At 65.4% G+C, this 15,465-nt stretch carries 14 protein-coding genes; 9 read left to right on the top strand and 5 right to left on the bottom strand.

The window, feature by feature from the left end:
• The first annotated feature begins 30 nt into the window (after window positions 1-30).
• The gene (locus JNK84_RS15270) at window positions 31-1,509 is read left to right on the top strand and encodes a methyl-accepting chemotaxis protein (RefSeq protein WP_293425328.1); all 1,479 of its coding nucleotides are present in this window, start codon (window positions 31-33) and stop codon (window positions 1,507-1,509) included.
• 22 nt (window positions 1,510-1,531) lie between these two features.
• Here JNK84_RS15270 and yghU read toward each other — a convergent pair whose 3' ends face one another.
• A complete protein-coding gene (gene yghU / locus JNK84_RS15265; RefSeq protein ID WP_293425327.1) occupies window positions 1,532-2,404 on the bottom strand; it encodes a glutathione-dependent disulfide-bond oxidoreductase in 873 nt (290 codons plus the stop codon).
• A 211-nt stretch (window positions 2,405-2,615) separates the two neighbouring features.
• Between yghU and JNK84_RS15260 the strand changes: the two genes are divergently transcribed.
• The 7 genes from JNK84_RS15260 (at window position 2,616) to JNK84_RS15230 (ending at window position 11,488) form a co-directional block, all read left to right on the top strand.
• A complete protein-coding gene (locus JNK84_RS15260) occupies window positions 2,616-3,812 on the top strand; it encodes a M20/M25/M40 family metallo-hydrolase (protein ID WP_441343253.1) in 1,197 nt (398 codons plus the stop codon).
• A gap of 6 nt (window positions 3,813-3,818) precedes the next feature.
• Window positions 3,819-4,619, top strand: coding sequence for a maleate cis-trans isomerase family protein (locus JNK84_RS15255; protein WP_293425325.1), 801 nt, complete (start codon window positions 3,819-3,821; stop codon window positions 4,617-4,619).
• A gap of 96 nt (window positions 4,620-4,715) precedes the next feature.
• A complete protein-coding gene (locus JNK84_RS15250; protein WP_293425324.1) occupies window positions 4,716-6,104 on the top strand; it encodes a P-loop ATPase, Sll1717 family in 1,389 nt (462 codons plus the stop codon).
• Window positions 6,105-6,293: 189 nt separating this feature from the next.
• Entirely contained in the window at window positions 6,294-7,991 is a 1,698-nt protein-coding gene (locus tag JNK84_RS15245; protein ID WP_293425322.1) for a thiamine pyrophosphate-binding protein, read from the top strand.
• 5 nt (window positions 7,992-7,996) lie between these two features.
• Window positions 7,997-9,157, top strand: a complete 1,161-nt coding sequence (gene argE / locus JNK84_RS15240) for an acetylornithine deacetylase (RefSeq protein ID WP_293425320.1) — start codon at window positions 7,997-7,999, stop codon at window positions 9,155-9,157.
• 100 nt (window positions 9,158-9,257) lie between these two features.
• Window positions 9,258-10,313 carry a GTPase ObgE gene (obgE, locus tag JNK84_RS15235; RefSeq protein WP_293425318.1) on the top strand — a complete coding sequence of 352 codons (1,056 nt, stop codon included), beginning with the start codon at window positions 9,258-9,260 and terminating at the stop codon, window positions 10,311-10,313.
• A gap of 104 nt (window positions 10,314-10,417) precedes the next feature.
• A complete protein-coding gene (locus JNK84_RS15230; RefSeq protein WP_293425316.1) occupies window positions 10,418-11,488 on the top strand; it encodes an NAD(P)H-dependent flavin oxidoreductase in 1,071 nt (356 codons plus the stop codon).
• 45 nt (window positions 11,489-11,533) lie between these two features.
• On the opposite strand, the gene JNK84_RS15225 is transcribed toward JNK84_RS15230, so the two are convergent.
• The 3 genes from JNK84_RS15225 to hisD are packed head-to-tail and all read right to left on the bottom strand — an operon-like array spanning window position 11,534 to window position 13,785.
• Entirely contained in the window at window positions 11,534-11,998 is a 465-nt protein-coding gene (locus JNK84_RS15225; RefSeq protein WP_293425314.1) for an arsenate-mycothiol transferase ArsC, read from the bottom strand.
• 1 nt (window position 11,999) lies between these two features.
• Window positions 12,000-12,485 (bottom strand): UPF0262 family protein, encoded by a 486-nt coding sequence (locus JNK84_RS15220; RefSeq protein ID WP_293425312.1) that lies wholly within the window; start codon window positions 12,483-12,485, stop codon window positions 12,000-12,002.
• Between the two features lie 4 nt (window positions 12,486-12,489).
• Complete coding sequence (hisD, locus tag JNK84_RS15215) at window positions 12,490-13,785, bottom strand: histidinol dehydrogenase (RefSeq protein WP_293425310.1); 1,296 nt, start codon at window positions 13,783-13,785, stop codon at window positions 12,490-12,492.
• Between the two features lie 202 nt (window positions 13,786-13,987).
• On the opposite strand from hisD, the gene JNK84_RS15210 reads away from it, so the two are divergent.
• A complete protein-coding gene (locus tag JNK84_RS15210) occupies window positions 13,988-14,806 on the top strand; it encodes a HugZ family pyridoxamine 5'-phosphate oxidase (protein WP_293425308.1) in 819 nt (272 codons plus the stop codon).
• A gap of 28 nt (window positions 14,807-14,834) precedes the next feature.
• Here JNK84_RS15210 and JNK84_RS15205 read toward each other — a convergent pair whose 3' ends face one another.
• Complete coding sequence (locus JNK84_RS15205) at window positions 14,835-15,464, bottom strand: TetR/AcrR family transcriptional regulator (protein ID WP_293425306.1); 630 nt, start codon at window positions 15,462-15,464, stop codon at window positions 14,835-14,837.
• Window position 15,465: the final 1 nt, after the last annotated feature.

The following is a 15,465-nucleotide window of genomic DNA, read 5'->3' as shown; positions in this document are numbered from 1 at the left end:
TCCAGAGGATACATTTGAGAGGCCATTCGCATGTTTCTACTGAGCCGGACCAACAACGATGCCACGCTTGCGGCACTCCACAAGTCTCAGGCCATCATCGAGTTCTCTCCGGACAGTACGATTCTGACGGCCAATGACAATTTTCTCCGGGCAGTAGGCTATTCCCTCGACGAGATACGCGGCCAGAAGCACGTCATGTTCATGCCTCCGGAAGAGGCGCGCGGTTCTGCCTATCGGCAGTTCTGGGATGAGCTGCGGATGGGGAAATTCCAGAGCGCGGAGTATCGCCGGATCGGCAAGAATGGCCGCGAGATCTGGATCCGGGCGAGCTACAATCCCGTGCTCGATCGGGGTGGCAAGATCGTGAAGATCCTGAAGATCGCGACAGACGTGACGTCGGAGGCGCTGCGCAGCGCGGACGAGAGCGGCCAGATCGCAGCCATCCGGAAGGCACAGGCGGTGATCGCTTTCGACCTCAAGGGGATCGTTCTCGACGCCAACGAGAATTTCCTGGCGACGGTCGGCTACCGGCTGGACGAGATCAGGGGGCAGCATCACGGCATGTTCGTCGAGCCCGCCGAGCGCGCGAGCCCAGCTTATGCGGCGTTCTGGGAAAGACTGGCGCGCGGAGAGTTTCAGGCCGCGCAGTACCGCCGCTTTGGCAAGGGCGGCCGCGAGGTCTGGATTCAGGCCAGCTACAATCCGATCCTCGACATGGCCGGGCGTCCCTTCAAGGTCGTCAAGTTCGCGACCGACATCACCGCGCAGATCGCCGATCAGGAGCGCCGTGCCAGCGTCCAGCGCGACATCGCCGCCGGTCTCGGCAGCATCGCCGACGCCGTGACCAGCGCCACGCAGGAGGCGACCGAAGCCGCGGCGGCTTCGACCCAGACCTCGGGCAATGTTCAGGCCATGGCCGCGTGCGCGGAGGAACTGACTGCCTCAGTCAGCGAGATCAGCCGGCAGGTATCGCAGGCGCGCGATGTCTCCGCCCGGGCCGTCGATGAGGCCGCGCGCACCAACGAGATCGTTTCCGGCCTCTCGGTCGCCGCACAACGCATCGGCGATGTTGTCCAGCTCATCAACACGATCGCGGCGCAGACCAATCTTCTGGCGCTGAATGCGACCATCGAGGCGGCACGGGCGGGCGACGCCGGCCGGGGCTTCGCCGTGGTCGCCTCGGAGGTGAAGGCCCTGGCGAACCAGACCGCCAGGGCGACCGAGGAGATCGGCGCGCAGATCGGCTCGGTTCAGGGTTCGACCAACGAGGCCGTTCAGGCGATCGGAAGCATCGCCGGAACCATCGCCTCGATCAGCGACATTTCCGCGGCTATCGCGTCGGCGGTCGAGGAACAGAGCGCGGTGACCAACGAGATGTCGGGCAACATGCGCTCGGCCGCAGCGGCCGTGTCGGCGATCTCCAGCAACATGAATTCGATCGCGGGCGCGACCTCGTCGATCGAGACGGCGGCAAGGGAAGTGGCCGAGGCCGCGAGAGCGTACGGATAAGCCGCCCGACCGGGCCGCCGGTTCAGCCGGCGGCCTCCACCTTGTCCTGCGTCTTCGTGTCGAAGTCCGAGGCATCGTGCCGTTCGCGCAGCTGGCTCGACGGTTCGCCCATCACCCGGTTGACCATGCGGCCGCGCTGCGCCGCCGGCCGTGCGCCGATCTGGTCGGCCCAGCGCCGGACGTTGGTGTATTCGTGCACCGACAGGAACTCGCCCGAGCCATAGAGGAGCCCCTTGGCGAGCGCGCCGTACCAGGGCCAGACCGCCATATCGGCGATGGTGTAGTCCGCGCCGGCGAGATATTCGCTCTCGCCGAGCCTGCGGTTCAGCACGTCGAGCTGGCGCTTCACCTCCATGGCGAAGCGGTCGATGGCGTATTCGATCTTGGTGGGCGCATAGGCGTAGAAGTGGCCGAAGCCGCCTCCGAGATAGGGCGCCGAGCCCATCTGCCAGAACAGCCAGGAGAGCGCCTCGGCGCGGGCGGCCGGTTCGGCGGGCAGGAAGGCGCCGAATTTCTCGGCAAGATGGGCGAGAATCGCGCCGGATTCGAACACGCGGATCGGCGTTGGGCCGCTGCGGTCGAGCAGCGCGGGGATCTTCGAGTTCGGATTCACCGACACGAAGCCCGATGAGAACTGGTCGCCGTCGGAGATGCGGATCAGCCAGGCGTCGTATTCCGCGCCCTTGTGGCCGAGCGCCAGCAGCTCCTCCAGCATCACCGTCACCTTCACGCCGTTGGGCGTGCCGAGCGAATAGAGCTGGAGCGGGTGCTTGCCGACCGGCAGTTCCTTCTCGTGGGTTGGCCCGGCGATCGGCCGGTTGATATTGGCGAAACGGCCACCGCTCTCCCGGTTCCAGGTCCAGACCTTCGGCGGCGTGTAGTCGGATGCGGACATCGGGGGTCTCCGGGACGATCTGGAACCTGGGTGTTGCGCGGCAAGGCCCCTGACATGGGGCGGTCGGCGCGAAACGACCAGACCGCCCGACGAAGGGCGGGCCGTCAAACCGGCATTGCCGCCCTTCCGGTATTGCACTGCTCCGTGCCATCAAGCCGGGCAAGATGCCCCGCCCCTCCCGGCAGGCCGCAACATCCCTCAGAGTGCCCTCATGATCGCCCACGATTCCAAAGCCGCCCTCGACCTCCTGATGCGCTTCCTTGCGGTGGAAGGCATAACCGGGCAGGAAAAAGCCATAGGCGAGGATGTCGCCCGCGCGCTCGTCGAGGTCGGCGTGCCGGCCGACGCCATCGCGCTGGACGACGCCAACACCCGCATTCCCGTGCCGACCGAGACCGGCAACCTCATCGTCAAGCTGCCCGGCCGCGGCGCGCTGTCGAACGGCCAGCCCATCCTGTTCATGACCCATCTCGACACGGTTCCACTCTGCGCCGGCGCCAAGCCGCGCATCGTCGGCGAGAAGATCGTCTCGGGCGGCGACACGGCGCTCGGCGGCGACAACCGCACCGGCTGCGCCGTGCTGGTGCGCATGGCGGCGGAACTCGCCCGCCAGAATCTCGACCATCCCCCGCTCGTGCTGGTCTTCTGCGTGCGCGAGGAAAGCGGCCTCTGGGGCGCGCGCCACATCAATCTCGACATGGTCGGCCCGGTGACCATGGGCTTCAACTTCGACGGTTCGAAGCCCTCCGACGTGGTGACCGGCGCGGTCGGCGGCGATGCCTGGACCGTGGAGATCAAGGGGCGCGCCTCCCATGCCGGCGTCGCGCCCGAGCGCGGCATCTCCGCCTCGATGATCGCCGCCATGGCGCTGGCCGACGTGCAGGCGGGCGGCTGGTTCGGCAAGGTCGTCAAGGGCGACAAGACCGGCACCAGCAATGTCGGAACCATTGCCGGCCGCGACGGCCGCGGCGCGGGCGACGCCACCAACGTCGTCACCGACTACTGCTTCGTCGAGGGCGAGAGCCGCAGCCACGACATGGCCTTCGTCGATGCCATCAACGATGCCTACGAGGCGGCCCTTACCAAGGCCGCGAAGACGCTGGTCAGCAGCGAGGGCAAGACCGGCACCGTCACCTTCACGCGCTTCCGCAAATATCACTCCTTCGCGCTCGACCGGGGCTCGGAGGTGGTGAAGCGCGGCCTTGCCGCGGTCGAGGCCATCGGCCTGCCGCCCAATGCCAAGCTCGCCAGCGGCGGGCTCGACGCCAACTGGCTGAGCCTGCACGGCATTCCGACCGCGACCTTCGGCGGTGGCCAGAACGAGCCTCATACCGTGGACGAATGGGTCGACATCCCCGCCTTCCAGAATGCCTGCCGTCTCGCCATCGCGCTGGCGACGGCGCGGTAACAGCTCATGGCGGCCGACAACTGGGGCGATATCGCGCGCATCGGCGTCTTCATCGTCGCGCGCGAGGTCGTGCCGGAGGCCGAATGGTGGGCGATGCGTCCGCCGGGCGTGTCGGTCCATGCCGCACGGGTGACGGCCGGAGCGCCCTGGGCGCCCTGGCGCGCCGACCGGAGCGGTGTGGACCTCGCGCCGGATCTCGCGGCCGGCTGTGGTGCCTTCTCAGGCATCCGGCCAAATGTCGCGGTGCTCGCGCATTCCTCCTCCAGCTTCGTCGGTGGTTCCCACTGGGACGAGGCTGCCATTCGCGCCATGGCGGCGCGGCTGCCGCCGGAAACGGTCGCGACCACCAACGGGCTGGATATGCGTCTCGCGCTTGCTCATCTCGGCGTGAGGCGACCCTTCCTCGTCATGCCCGCCTGGATGACGGACGGGCTGGTCCAGAGCGCGATGAGCTACTTCGCGGCCTTCGGCATCGCCGTGCCGGCCGCCTGGCGCTATCAGCCCGCGCCACGCTGGCAAGGCATCGCGCCGCAGGACCTCTATGCCCGTGGCATGGCGACCGACCAGGAGACCGACCTGCTGTTCGAGCAGGTCTGCCGCCAATGCCCGGACGAAGCCGACGGCATTCTGCTCGCCGGCACGGGCTTCCGCTGCGCCGGCATCATCGACGCGCTGGAGGAGCGGCTGGGCCGGCCTGTGGTCGCCGCCAACCAGGCGAGCCTGTGGCGCGCGCTTGAGGTTGTGGGGTGGAAGGGGAGGGTCGAGGGATATGGGAAGCTCCTCGCAAGTGACGCGCTGACGGCTTGATGGATGCTCCAATTTCTGATTGCTCGACCGCCTTGCTTTAGGGAATAGATAGCGCTTGGATGTGATCAGTGCCCGCTCTTGCGAGAAGAAACCGCGATGGAACCCTCTTTGGGTATTCGAAATGTCTCAGACTGGAAAGTAGAGGCCAAAAACGAGACATCGATAGATTATTTTGTCAGATTTCCACTCGTGGACAGACTGGTCGATGGCAGTAGATGCTTTGTTGTTGGAAGAAGAGGGACGGGTAAGACAGCAATAGCCAGCTACATAGATAGTAAATATAGATCATCAATAGTTAATTTTGACTCATTTCCATTCCAGACTCTCTTTAAGTTCAAGGACGAAGATTTAAGTTCAAACAGCGAATATATTTCAGTTTGGAAGAATCTAATATATCATCAAACGCTAAAATATCTTTTCCAAAAAAAAGAACTGCCGTCCGACGTGGCAGCCAATTTGGATAGCGTTTTCGGCGACTATAGCAAATTGTCGACCTTCGATTCAGTCGACAAGTGGAAAAAATTTAGTTTTGGCGTAAACATTTTGGGCGTCGATGTTAAATCATCGGCCGAAAGGGAGTCGACAGACAAGGTAATAGATATAAGGAGGGCAAACGAAAATATCGAGAGGTTATTGTCTGATACGGCGTTCAGTCCGGTATTCATTTTGATTGATGAGATAGATGAAGATTTTTCGTCGAAGCTGCAGTACAGGGAGGCGTTCAATCGCCTGATGGCTGGCCTTTTGAAGGCAGTTCAAGAAGTAAAAACAAAGCTTCGCAACAAAATAATTCCAATCGTTTTCTTGCGAGAGGATATATACTGGGAGCTGAAGGATACAAGTAAATCGAAATGGATAGATTTCATCATAAAGCCTGAATGGAAAATAGAGACAATAAAACAGATAGTCACGCATAGGCTATCATTGGCTTATGAGTACGAATTCAAGGATTTCCAGGAGGCGTGGAAGACGTTCTGCGCGCCGGAAAATATTGTATTCGGCTCAAAAAGGACGCTGCACAGTTTTAGCTATGTCGGGCAATTTACGCAGGGGCGCCCAAGAGAATACATTCAGTTCATGAAAATACTCGCAGAGGCAGCCTATCAATCGGGAGCAAGCCAGATTGTTGGTGATGATTTCAAGCGCGAGATATTCAAGTTCTCTCAGCAGATGACAACCGAATATGAGAGCGAGATTGAGTTCAAGTTCGCTCATGCGGAAAGAGTGCTGACCGCCATCCGGGAGATGCGACGGATGGACATACGATATGGTGATTTCCGCCGCGAGCTTGGTCTGCAGAAAGCTGCAAGAGACGAGAAAGAGGCGATCGATATATGTCATTTCTTGTACAAGATTGGAGTGTTCGGGCATAAATATCATAGTGAAAAGACAGTTTTCATATCAGATCGACTGGGATCGGAGTTTGATATGAAGGCACCAATATTTGTGCACAGGTCCGTTCACAGCTACCTCGGCTTGGCATAGTTGTGGGGCATGTCCTGCGCTGTAAGATAGCAGTCCATCGCCCGCGGTGATGGCCAGCGCTGCTCCACGGGCGCATCCACCCCCTCCCGCGTTTCCGGCGCTTCCTCACCCCGTCGCTCCCCGCTAATGTCCGCACCGAACGAGGCTGCGGGCTGAACGCGGCCGGACACGATCCCGAGGACTGACTTCATGCGCTCCGACACCGTCACCCGCACCGGCGGCCAGATTCTGGTGGACCAGCTGGTCGCCCAGGGGGCCGATCACGTTTTCTGCGTGCCTGGCGAGAGCTATCTGGCGGTGCTTGACGCGCTGCATGACGCCAAGTGCAACGTCACCATCTGCCGGCAGGAGGGCGGGGCCGCGATGATGGCCGAGGCCCATGGCAAGCTGACCGGGCGGCCGGGCATCTGCATGGTCACCCGCGGTCCCGGCGCGACCAACGCCTCGCCGGGCCTGCACATCGCCCAGCAGGATTCGACGCCGATGATCCTGTTCGTCGGCCAGATCGAGCGCGGCATGCGCGGCCGCGACGCCTTCCAGGAGATGGATTACACGCAGTTCTTCGGCGACATGTGCAAATGGGTCGCCGAGATCGACGATGCCGCACGCATCCCCGAAATGGTCGCGCGCGCCTATGCCACCGCCATGCAGGGCCGCCCCGGTCCGGTCGTTCTCGTCCTTCCCGAGGACATGCTGACCGAGAGCGCCGACGTGCCGGATGCTCCTTACGTCGAGGCCGCCGAGACCTGGCCGGGCCTCACCGACATGGCGAAGCTTCAGAAACTGCTCTGGGCGGCGAAAAAGCCGGTGCTGATCCTCGGCGGCTCCCGCTGGTCGGAGAAGGCGGTCGGCTCGGTGACGCGCTTCGCCGAGCGGTTCGACCTGCCGGTCGTCTGCCAGTTCCGCCGGCAGATGCTGTTCGATCACACCCACCCGAACTATGCCGGCGACCTCGGCCTCGGCGGCAGTCCCGACATGCAGAAGCTGATCAAGGAGGCGGACCTCGTCATCGCCCTCGGCGGCCGCCTGTCCGAGATCGCCTCGCAGAGCTACACGCTGTTCGATATCCCGAAGCCCCAGATGACCTTCGTCCACGTCCATCCGGGCGCGGAGGAGATCGGCCGCGTCTATCAGGCGGACCTCGCGATCCAGGCGAGCCCGACCGCCTTCTGCGCCTCGCTGGAAGGCCTTCAGCCGCCGCAGCAGATCGCCTGGGCGGGGCGGGCCAAGACCGCGCACGAGAGCTATCTCGCCTGGACCAGCAATCCCGCGCGCCTGCCCGGCGAGTTCCAGTATGGCGAGGTCATGACCTGGCTGCGCGACAGGCTCCCTGACGATGCGATCATCTGCAACGGCGCCGGCAATTACGCGACCTGGGTCCATCGTTTCATGCGCTTCCGCAACTATGCGACGCAGCTGGCGCCCACGTCGGGCTCCATGGGCTACGGCACGCCGGCGGCGGTCGGCGCGAAGCGCGTCCATCCCGACCGCACGGTGGTCGCCTTCGCCGGCGACGGCTGCTTCATGATGAACGGGCAGGAATTCGCCACCGCCGTCCAGTACGATCTCGGCATCATCGTGGTCGTCGTCGACAACGGCATGTACGGCACGATCCGCATGCATCAGGAGCGCGACTATCCGACCCGCGTTTCGGCCACGACCCTGAAGAACCCGGACTTCGCCGCGCTCGCGCGCGCCTATGGCGGTCATGGCGAGACCGTCAGGACCACCGCCGAATTCGCGCCGGCCTTCGAGCGGGCGCAGGCCTCGGGCAAGCCCGCCATCATCCACTGCTTCCTCGACCAGCAGGCGATCACGCCGTCGACGACGATCGACCAGATCCGCGCCAAGGCCATGAACGAATCCAAGACGCCGGCGAAGGGCTGACGACCATGGCGAAACTCTCCACCGCCGACATCCTCGGCAGGCTCGTCGCCTTCGACACGACCAGCCGCAACACCAACCTGCCGCTGCTCGACTGGGTGGAGGAATACCTTGCCGGCTACGGAGTGAGCGGCGAGCGCGTCTATGACGAAACCGGCAAGAAGGCGAATCTCTGGGTCACCATCGGCCCGAAGGATGTTGCCGGCTACGTTCTGTCCGGCCATGTCGACGTGGTGCCGGTGGACGGGCAGGACTGGTCGACGGATCCGTTCAGGCTTGCCGAGAAGGACGGCCGCTATTTCGGCCGCGGCACCTGCGACATGAAGGGCTTCGTCGCCTCCGCGCTCGCAGCCGCGCCGGCCATGGCGACGGCTCCGCTGACGAAGCCGATCCACTTCGCCATTTCCTATGACGAGGAGGTCGGCTGCCGCGGCGTGCGCACGCTGCTCGCCGTGCTGAAGGACCGGCCGCTGAAGCCCGAGGCCTGTTTCGTCGGCGAACCCACGAACATGCAGGTGATCATCGCCCACAAGACCGGCCGCCCGATGCGCGTGACGGTGAAGGGTTTCGAGGCGCATTCCTCGCTCCGGCCCTACGGCGTCAGCGCCATCGAGGAGGCCGCCAAGCTGATCGTCAGGATCAACGAGATCGGCCAGAAGCTGGCGCGCCGGCAGGATCTCGATCCGCTGTTCTCCGTGCCGTTCTCGACCACCTCGGTCGGCGTCATCAAGGGTGGCACGGTCCGCAACATCGTTGCCGGCGAGTGCGTGGTCGATTTCGATCTGCGCTGCGTGCCGGGAGACGACCCTCACGCCATCGTCGCCGAGATCGAGGCCTATGCCCGCGACGTGCTGGAGCCGCCGATGAAGGCGATTTCCCCCGATGCCGGCTTCACCTTCGAGGAACTGGCGCTGGTGCCCGGCCTCGACACGGCGGCGGACGCCCCCGTCACCGTGCTCGCCAAGAAGCTCGCCGGCCGCAATGACCACGCCAAGGTCGCCTATGGCACGGAAGCCGGCCTGTACCAGGAAATCGGCATCCCGACCGCCATCGTCGGCCCCGGTTCCATCGAACAGGCGCACAAGCCGGACGAGTATGTCGAGGCGGCGGAACTCGACAAGGCCGACGCTTTCATGGCCAAGCTGATCACCCACGCATCGGGTCGATAATCCCGGTCCTTGCAGCGATCGCGGAAGCTTTCGGCGGAGCGGGCTGTCATTTCCCGCCGTTTTCCGCTATGAGCCGCGCCTTCCGGCAATCAGGGCGATCATGAAGTTCCTCGATCAGGCGAAGGTTTACGTGAAGGCGGGCGCGGGCGGCGCTGGCGCCGTCTCGTTCTATCGCGCCAAGTTCATCGAGTTCGGCGGTCCCGACGGCGGCGACGGCGGCCGTGGCGGCGATGTCGTGATCGAATGCGTCGACGGGCTCAACACGCTGATCGACTATCGCTACCAGCAGCACTTCAAGGCCAAGACCGGCATGCACGGCATGGGCCGCAACCGCTCGGGCCCGAAGGGTGCGGACGTCGTGCTGAAGGTTCCCGCCGGCACGCAGATTTTCGAGGAAGACGGCGAGACGCTGATCGCCGACATCACCAAGGTCGGCGAACGCTTCGTGCTGCTGGAAGGTGGCAATGGCGGCTTCGGCAACGCCCATTTCAAGAGCTCGACCAATCAGGCTCCGCGCTACGCCAATCCCGGCCAGCCGGCCAAGGAAGCGACGATCATCCTGCGCCTGAAGCTGATCGCCGATGCCGGGCTGATCGGTATGCCGAACGCGGGCAAGTCCACCTTCCTTGCCGCTACGACGGCGGCGAAGCCCAAGATCGCCGACTATCCGTTCACGACCCTGCATCCCGGGCTCGGCGTCGTGCGTGTCCTCGGCCGCGAATTCGTGCTGGCCGACATTCCCGGCCTGATCGAGGGCGCCCATGACGGCGTCGGGCTCGGCGACCGGTTCCTAGGCCATGTCGAGCGCTGCCGCGTGCTGCTGCATCTCGTCGATGGCACCTCAGAGCATGCCGGCAAGGCCTACAAGCTGGTGCGTGAGGAGATCGAGGCCTATGGCCACGGTCTCGCCGAGAAGCCGGAGATCGTCGCCCTGTCGAAAGTCGAGGCGCTCGATCCCGACACGCGCAAGGAACAGCTTGCCCGGCTGAAGCGCGCGTCGAAGAAGAAGCCGATCGCGCTTTCGGCCATTGCCGGCGAGGGCGTCGAGGAAGCGCTCAAGGCGCTGCTTCAGGTTATCGATGCCGCGCGCGCGGCCGAGCCGAAGCAGGAAGAGCCTGACGACGACGTGCCGATGGAGACCGGCTGGCGCCCCTGAGGCGCCGAGGTCCGCGATCTTCGCCGTGCTGCCCGCCTGAAGTCGGTCTTCCCTTGGGCGCCGGCCGGGCTAATCTCGCCGCCCCACGCAGGGAGGGCCGGGCCATGGCACGCGACAGGCGCATCGAGGAACTCTTCGGCATCGATCTGCCGATCATCCAGGCGCCCATGGCGGGAGCGCAGGCGTCGGCCATGGCGATCGCCGTGGCCAATGCGGGCGGGCTGGGCTCATTGCCCGCGGCACTGCTGACCCATGAGCAGATGCGCACCGAACTGGCGATAATCCGGCAGCAGACTGGCAAGCCCGTCAACGTCAACTTCTTCTGCCACACGCCACCGGCGCCCGACGTCACCCGCGAGGCTGGCTGGCGGGCGCGGCTTTCATCCTACTATGCCGAGTTCGACATCGATCCGGCCGCGCCGATCCCCTCATCCAACCGAGCGCCCTTCGACGAGACCTTCTGCGCCATTGTCGAGGAATACCGGCCGGAGGTCGTCAGCTTTCATTTCGGGATGCCGAATGCGGCGCTGGTCGATCGCGTCAAGGCGACCGGCGCCAGGGTTGTGTCCTCCGCGACGACTGTCGCCGAGGCACGCTGGCTGGAGGCGCGCGGCTGCGATGCCATCATCGCGCAGGGCAACGAGGCCGGCGGCCATCGCGGCATCTTCCTCACCGAGGCCATCGGCAGCCAGCCGGGGCTCTTTGCCCTCCTGCCGCAGGTGGTCGATGCGGTCGACGTGCCGGTGATCGCGGCCGGCGGCATCGCGGACGGTCGCGGCATCGCCGCCGCCTTCGCGCTGGGCGCCAGCGCCGTGCAGGTCGGCACCGCCTATCTGTTCACGCCCGAGGCGAAGATCACGCCGATGCACCGCGTGGCGCTGAAGTCGGCGACGGACGACGGCACGGCCCTGACCAATCTCTTCACCGGCAGGCCCGCGCGCGGTCTGATGAACCGGGTCATGCGCGAGGTCGGTCCGATCTCCGCCGATGCACCGGCCTTTCCGACGGCGGGCGGCGCGCTGATGCCTCTCAAGGCCAAGGCGGAGGCCGTGGGAAGCGGCGACTTCTCGTCGCTCTGGTCCGGGCAGTCCGCGGCGCTCGGCCGGGAAATGGGCGCGGGCGAGCTGACGCTGGCATTGTGGGCCGAGGCGCGGGAACGGATTGGAGAGCGCTGAGAACAGGCGCCTTGCATTGCGCAGCCGCTCTGCTCCACCAGTCCTCTACTCGTTTCCCATCGCCGTCTTGGGGAACCGCTGCCTGATGCGCTGCATCAGCATGTCGCGCACCTGCCGGTAGGCGTCGAGCACCTGTTCGCGCGAACCCTGCGCGGTGGTCGGGTCGGGCGTCGGCCAGTACTCGACATCCATGTCGAGCGTGCGGGTGAGGTCGAGCGCCTTGTGGTGCGCATCGGGCGCGAGCGTGACCACGAGGTCGAAGTTCAGGCCCTCCCACTCCTCCAGTTCCTCGATCGTCTTCGGTCGGGTCTTCTGGGTGTCGATGCCGATCTCGTCCATGACCGCGTCGACGAAGGGATCGTGCTCGCCCTTGTGGACGCCCGCGCTCTCGATGAACACGCGGTTGCCGAAGAAGTGCTTCATGATCGCCGCGGCCATGGGCGAGCGCACCTGGTTCATGGTGCAGGCGAACAGCACGGCCTGGGGGTTGCGGCGGCGATCGGAGACCACCTCAGCCCTTCCAGTGCAGAACCGAGATCAGCGTGAACAGTCGTCGCGCCGTGTCGAAGTCGAGGTCGATCTTGTCCTTCAACCGCTCCCTGAGCGTCTCCGAGCCCTCGTTGTGCAGGCCGCGCCGGGCCATGTCGATGGTCTCGATCTGCGCCGGCGTCGCCGTGCGGATGGCGTCGTAATAGCTGTCGCAGATCAGGAAATAGTCCTTCACGATTCGCCGGAACGGGGTCAGCGACAGGATGTGGGTTATGACCTGCCGCCCGTCCTCGTGCTTGACGTCGAGCATCAGCTTGCCGTCGACCAGCGATATGGCGAGCGTGAACGGACCATCCTCGAAACCGACCGGGCAGAAGGAGTTCTCTTCGATCAGGTCGTAGATGGCGATGGCGCGCTCGTGCTCGATATCGGCCGAGGAGCGGCCGATCGAGGCTTCGTCGATGGTGACGGCGACGAGGCGCCTGCCGGTCTTCGGCGCGCTGTTCATGGCATTACCTAACGTTCATGCGGATGGCGACGGAACGCGCATGGGCCTGAAGCCCTTCCGCCTCGCCGAGCGCGATGGCCGCAGGCCCTAGGGCCCGAAGCTGGTCCGGACCGCATTTCAGCAACGACGTGCGCTTCATGTAGTCGAGCACGCCGAGGCCGGAGGAAAACCGCGCCGAGCGGGCGGTCGGCAGGACGTGGTTCGAGCCGCCGACATAGTCGCCGATGGCCTCCGGCGTATGGCCGCCGAGGAAGATCGCGCCGGCATTGCGGATGCGCGCCGCCAGCGGTTCGGGATCGGCGGTGATGATCTCCAGATGCTCGGCCGCGATACGGTCCGCGAGCGCCACGGATTCGGACAGGTCCGCCACCTCGATGATCGCGCCGTAGTCGCGCCAGCTTGCGCCCGCGATATCGGCGCGCGGAAGGGTGGTCAGCTGCCGCGCCACTGCTGCGGCGACAGCGTCGCCGAGCGAGGGATCGTCGGTGATGACCAGCGACTGGGCGGCGGTGTCGTGCTCGGCCTGCGCCAGCAGGTCGGCCGCGATCCAGTCGGGATTGGCCGTGCCGTCGGCGATCACCAGCACCTCCGAGGGGCCGGCGATCATGTCGATGCCGACCGTGCCGAACACCTCGCGCTTGGCCGCGGCGACATAGGCATTGCCGGGCCCCATGATCTTGGCGACGGCGCGGATGGTCTCCGTCCCGTAGGCGAGGGCGTAGATCGCCTGCGCGCCGCCGATCCGGTAGATTTCGTCGACGCCGGCAAGCTCCGCCGCCGCCAGCACCAGCGGGTTCAGGACGCCGCCGGGCGCGGGCACGACCATGACGATGCGCGGACAGCCGGCGACCTTGGCGGGAATGGCGTTCATCAGCACCGATGAGGGATAGGCCGCCGTGCCGCCGGGCACATAGAGGCCCACGGCCTCGATGGCCGTCCAGCGATAGCCGAGCTCGACCCCGAGCGCGTCGGTGAAACGATCGTCCTTCGGCTTCTGGCGCTCGTGATAGGCGCGGATGCGGTCTGCCGCCAGTTTCAGCGCATCGAGCGTGCGGGCGTCGCAGGCCTTCACCGCAGCGGCGATCTCCTCCGCCGAGACCCTCAGGGTCTCGGGTGTCAGCGTCAGGCGGTCGAACTTCGTGGTGAACTCGATCAGGGCGGCATCGCCGCGCGCCCGAACCTCGGTGCCGATGGCCTTGACGACCTGAGTCACCTCCTCGGAGACCTCGCGCTTCATGGCGAGAAGCTCGGCGAAGCGCTCGGGGAAATCGCCGGAACGGGTCGAGAGGCGAAGCGGCATGGCGGTTGTCCTCGTTGGAGGCGAGCCATGCGGGACGGCCTGTCCCTCGTCAAGCCCATGCGGGTTGGCGCATCGTCCGACCCATTCATCCTGACGCTGGAGCATTGGTTCGGCAAGGGCATCCGGGGCAGCGGCGGCCTGCGCGGCCACTGCTTGCCTTGGCGCGGGCGCGCGATCATGGTCCGCGCCCAAGGAGACCAGCATGACCGACGAAGCCGCCAAGACCGCTGCCAGCGCCGCCGCCCTGCCTGGGGCGATGCCCGGCAACATCCCCGAAAATGCCCGCCAGCCCGAGGACTTCAAGCCGGTGGAATGGGGCCGCGAGATCCTCCGGTCGATCCGCACCGGCGCGCTCGGCACGCTCGACCGCAATACCGGCCACCCCGTGACGACGCTCGCCAATGTCGCGACCGACACCGACGGCTCGCCGCTCATCCTGATCTCGAAGCTCGCGAGCCATACGGCCAATCTCGCCGCCGATCCGCGCGCCTCCATCCTGCTGGCGCGCCTCGGCAAGGGCGACCCGCAGGCCCATCCGCGCCTCACCGTGCTCGGCACCTTCGCGCGGGTCGAGGACGATGCCGAGCGCACGCGGCTGAAGGCGCGCTTCCTTGCGCGCCACCCGAAGGCGCAGATCTACATCGACTTCCCAGACTTCGGCATCTTCCGCATGGCGGTGGCCTCGGCCCACCTCAACGGCGGCTTCGCCCGCGCGGCTGACCTTGCCGGTTCCGATCTCCTGATCGATGTCGCCGACGCCGAGGGCTTGATCGCGTCCGAAGCGAGCGCCATCGCGCATATGAACGAGGATCATGCCGACGCCGTGTCCGTCTACGCGACCGTTCTCGCGAAAGAAGAGCCGGGGCCGTGGCGCATGACCGGCGCCGACCCGGAAGGCTTCGACCTTGCGGCTGGCGACCGCGCCGCGCGCATCCTCTTTCCCAATCGCGTGACATCGGGGGAGATGCTGCACAAGACGCTGGTGCAGATGGTGCGCGAGGCGCGGGCGAGGGCGGCCTGAACCTGGTGGCGTGAATCTGGCGGTCTGATTATCCCGCCAGATAGCCGCCCAGCACTTGCGCGGCGATGTCCTCGGCCAGCCGCTCGCGATGCGCGCGCGTCTCGCCCGGCTGCGGCGAGTACCAGATCGCCACCCAGTTGAGCGCGCCGAGCACCGTGCGCATGGCGAGCGAGGGATCGAGCGGTCCGAGCGAGCCGTCGGCATTGCCCTCGGCGAACAGCCGCCGGAACACGTCCTCGTAGGACCGGCGTATGTCCATCAGTTCCTCCAGCACGGCCTTGTGCACGCCGGCATTGCCGAAGCGGTAGAGGTCGGCGCCAAGCGTCAGCGAACGCTGGAAGGTCTGCGTCTCCATCATCGAGAGGACGTGAATGCGCGAAACCCGCTCGAGCCGCTCGGCGGCGCTGCCGCCGCCTTCCTCGGCTGCCGCCGCGCCATTCACGAGGATCGCCATGGCGCGGCGGTAGACCTCGAAGAACAGTTCCGGTTTCGAGCGGAAATGGTGATAGACGCGCCCCTTCGTGGCCCCGAGCGCCTCGGCGACATCGTCCATCGACGTCGCCTCGTAGCCGCGCCGCATGAAACATTCGGCCGCCGCCGCGAGAACCTCCTCGCGGCGGTCCATCGACGCGGCATCGCTGATAGCCGTCGCGGCCATG

This window comes from Phreatobacter sp., assembly GCF_016793595.1.
Taxonomy (GTDB): Bacteria; Pseudomonadota; Alphaproteobacteria; order Rhizobiales; family Phreatobacteraceae; genus Phreatobacter.
Note: the sequence above shows the minus strand (reverse complement) of the source record. Positions and strands in the feature narration are given on the sequence as shown.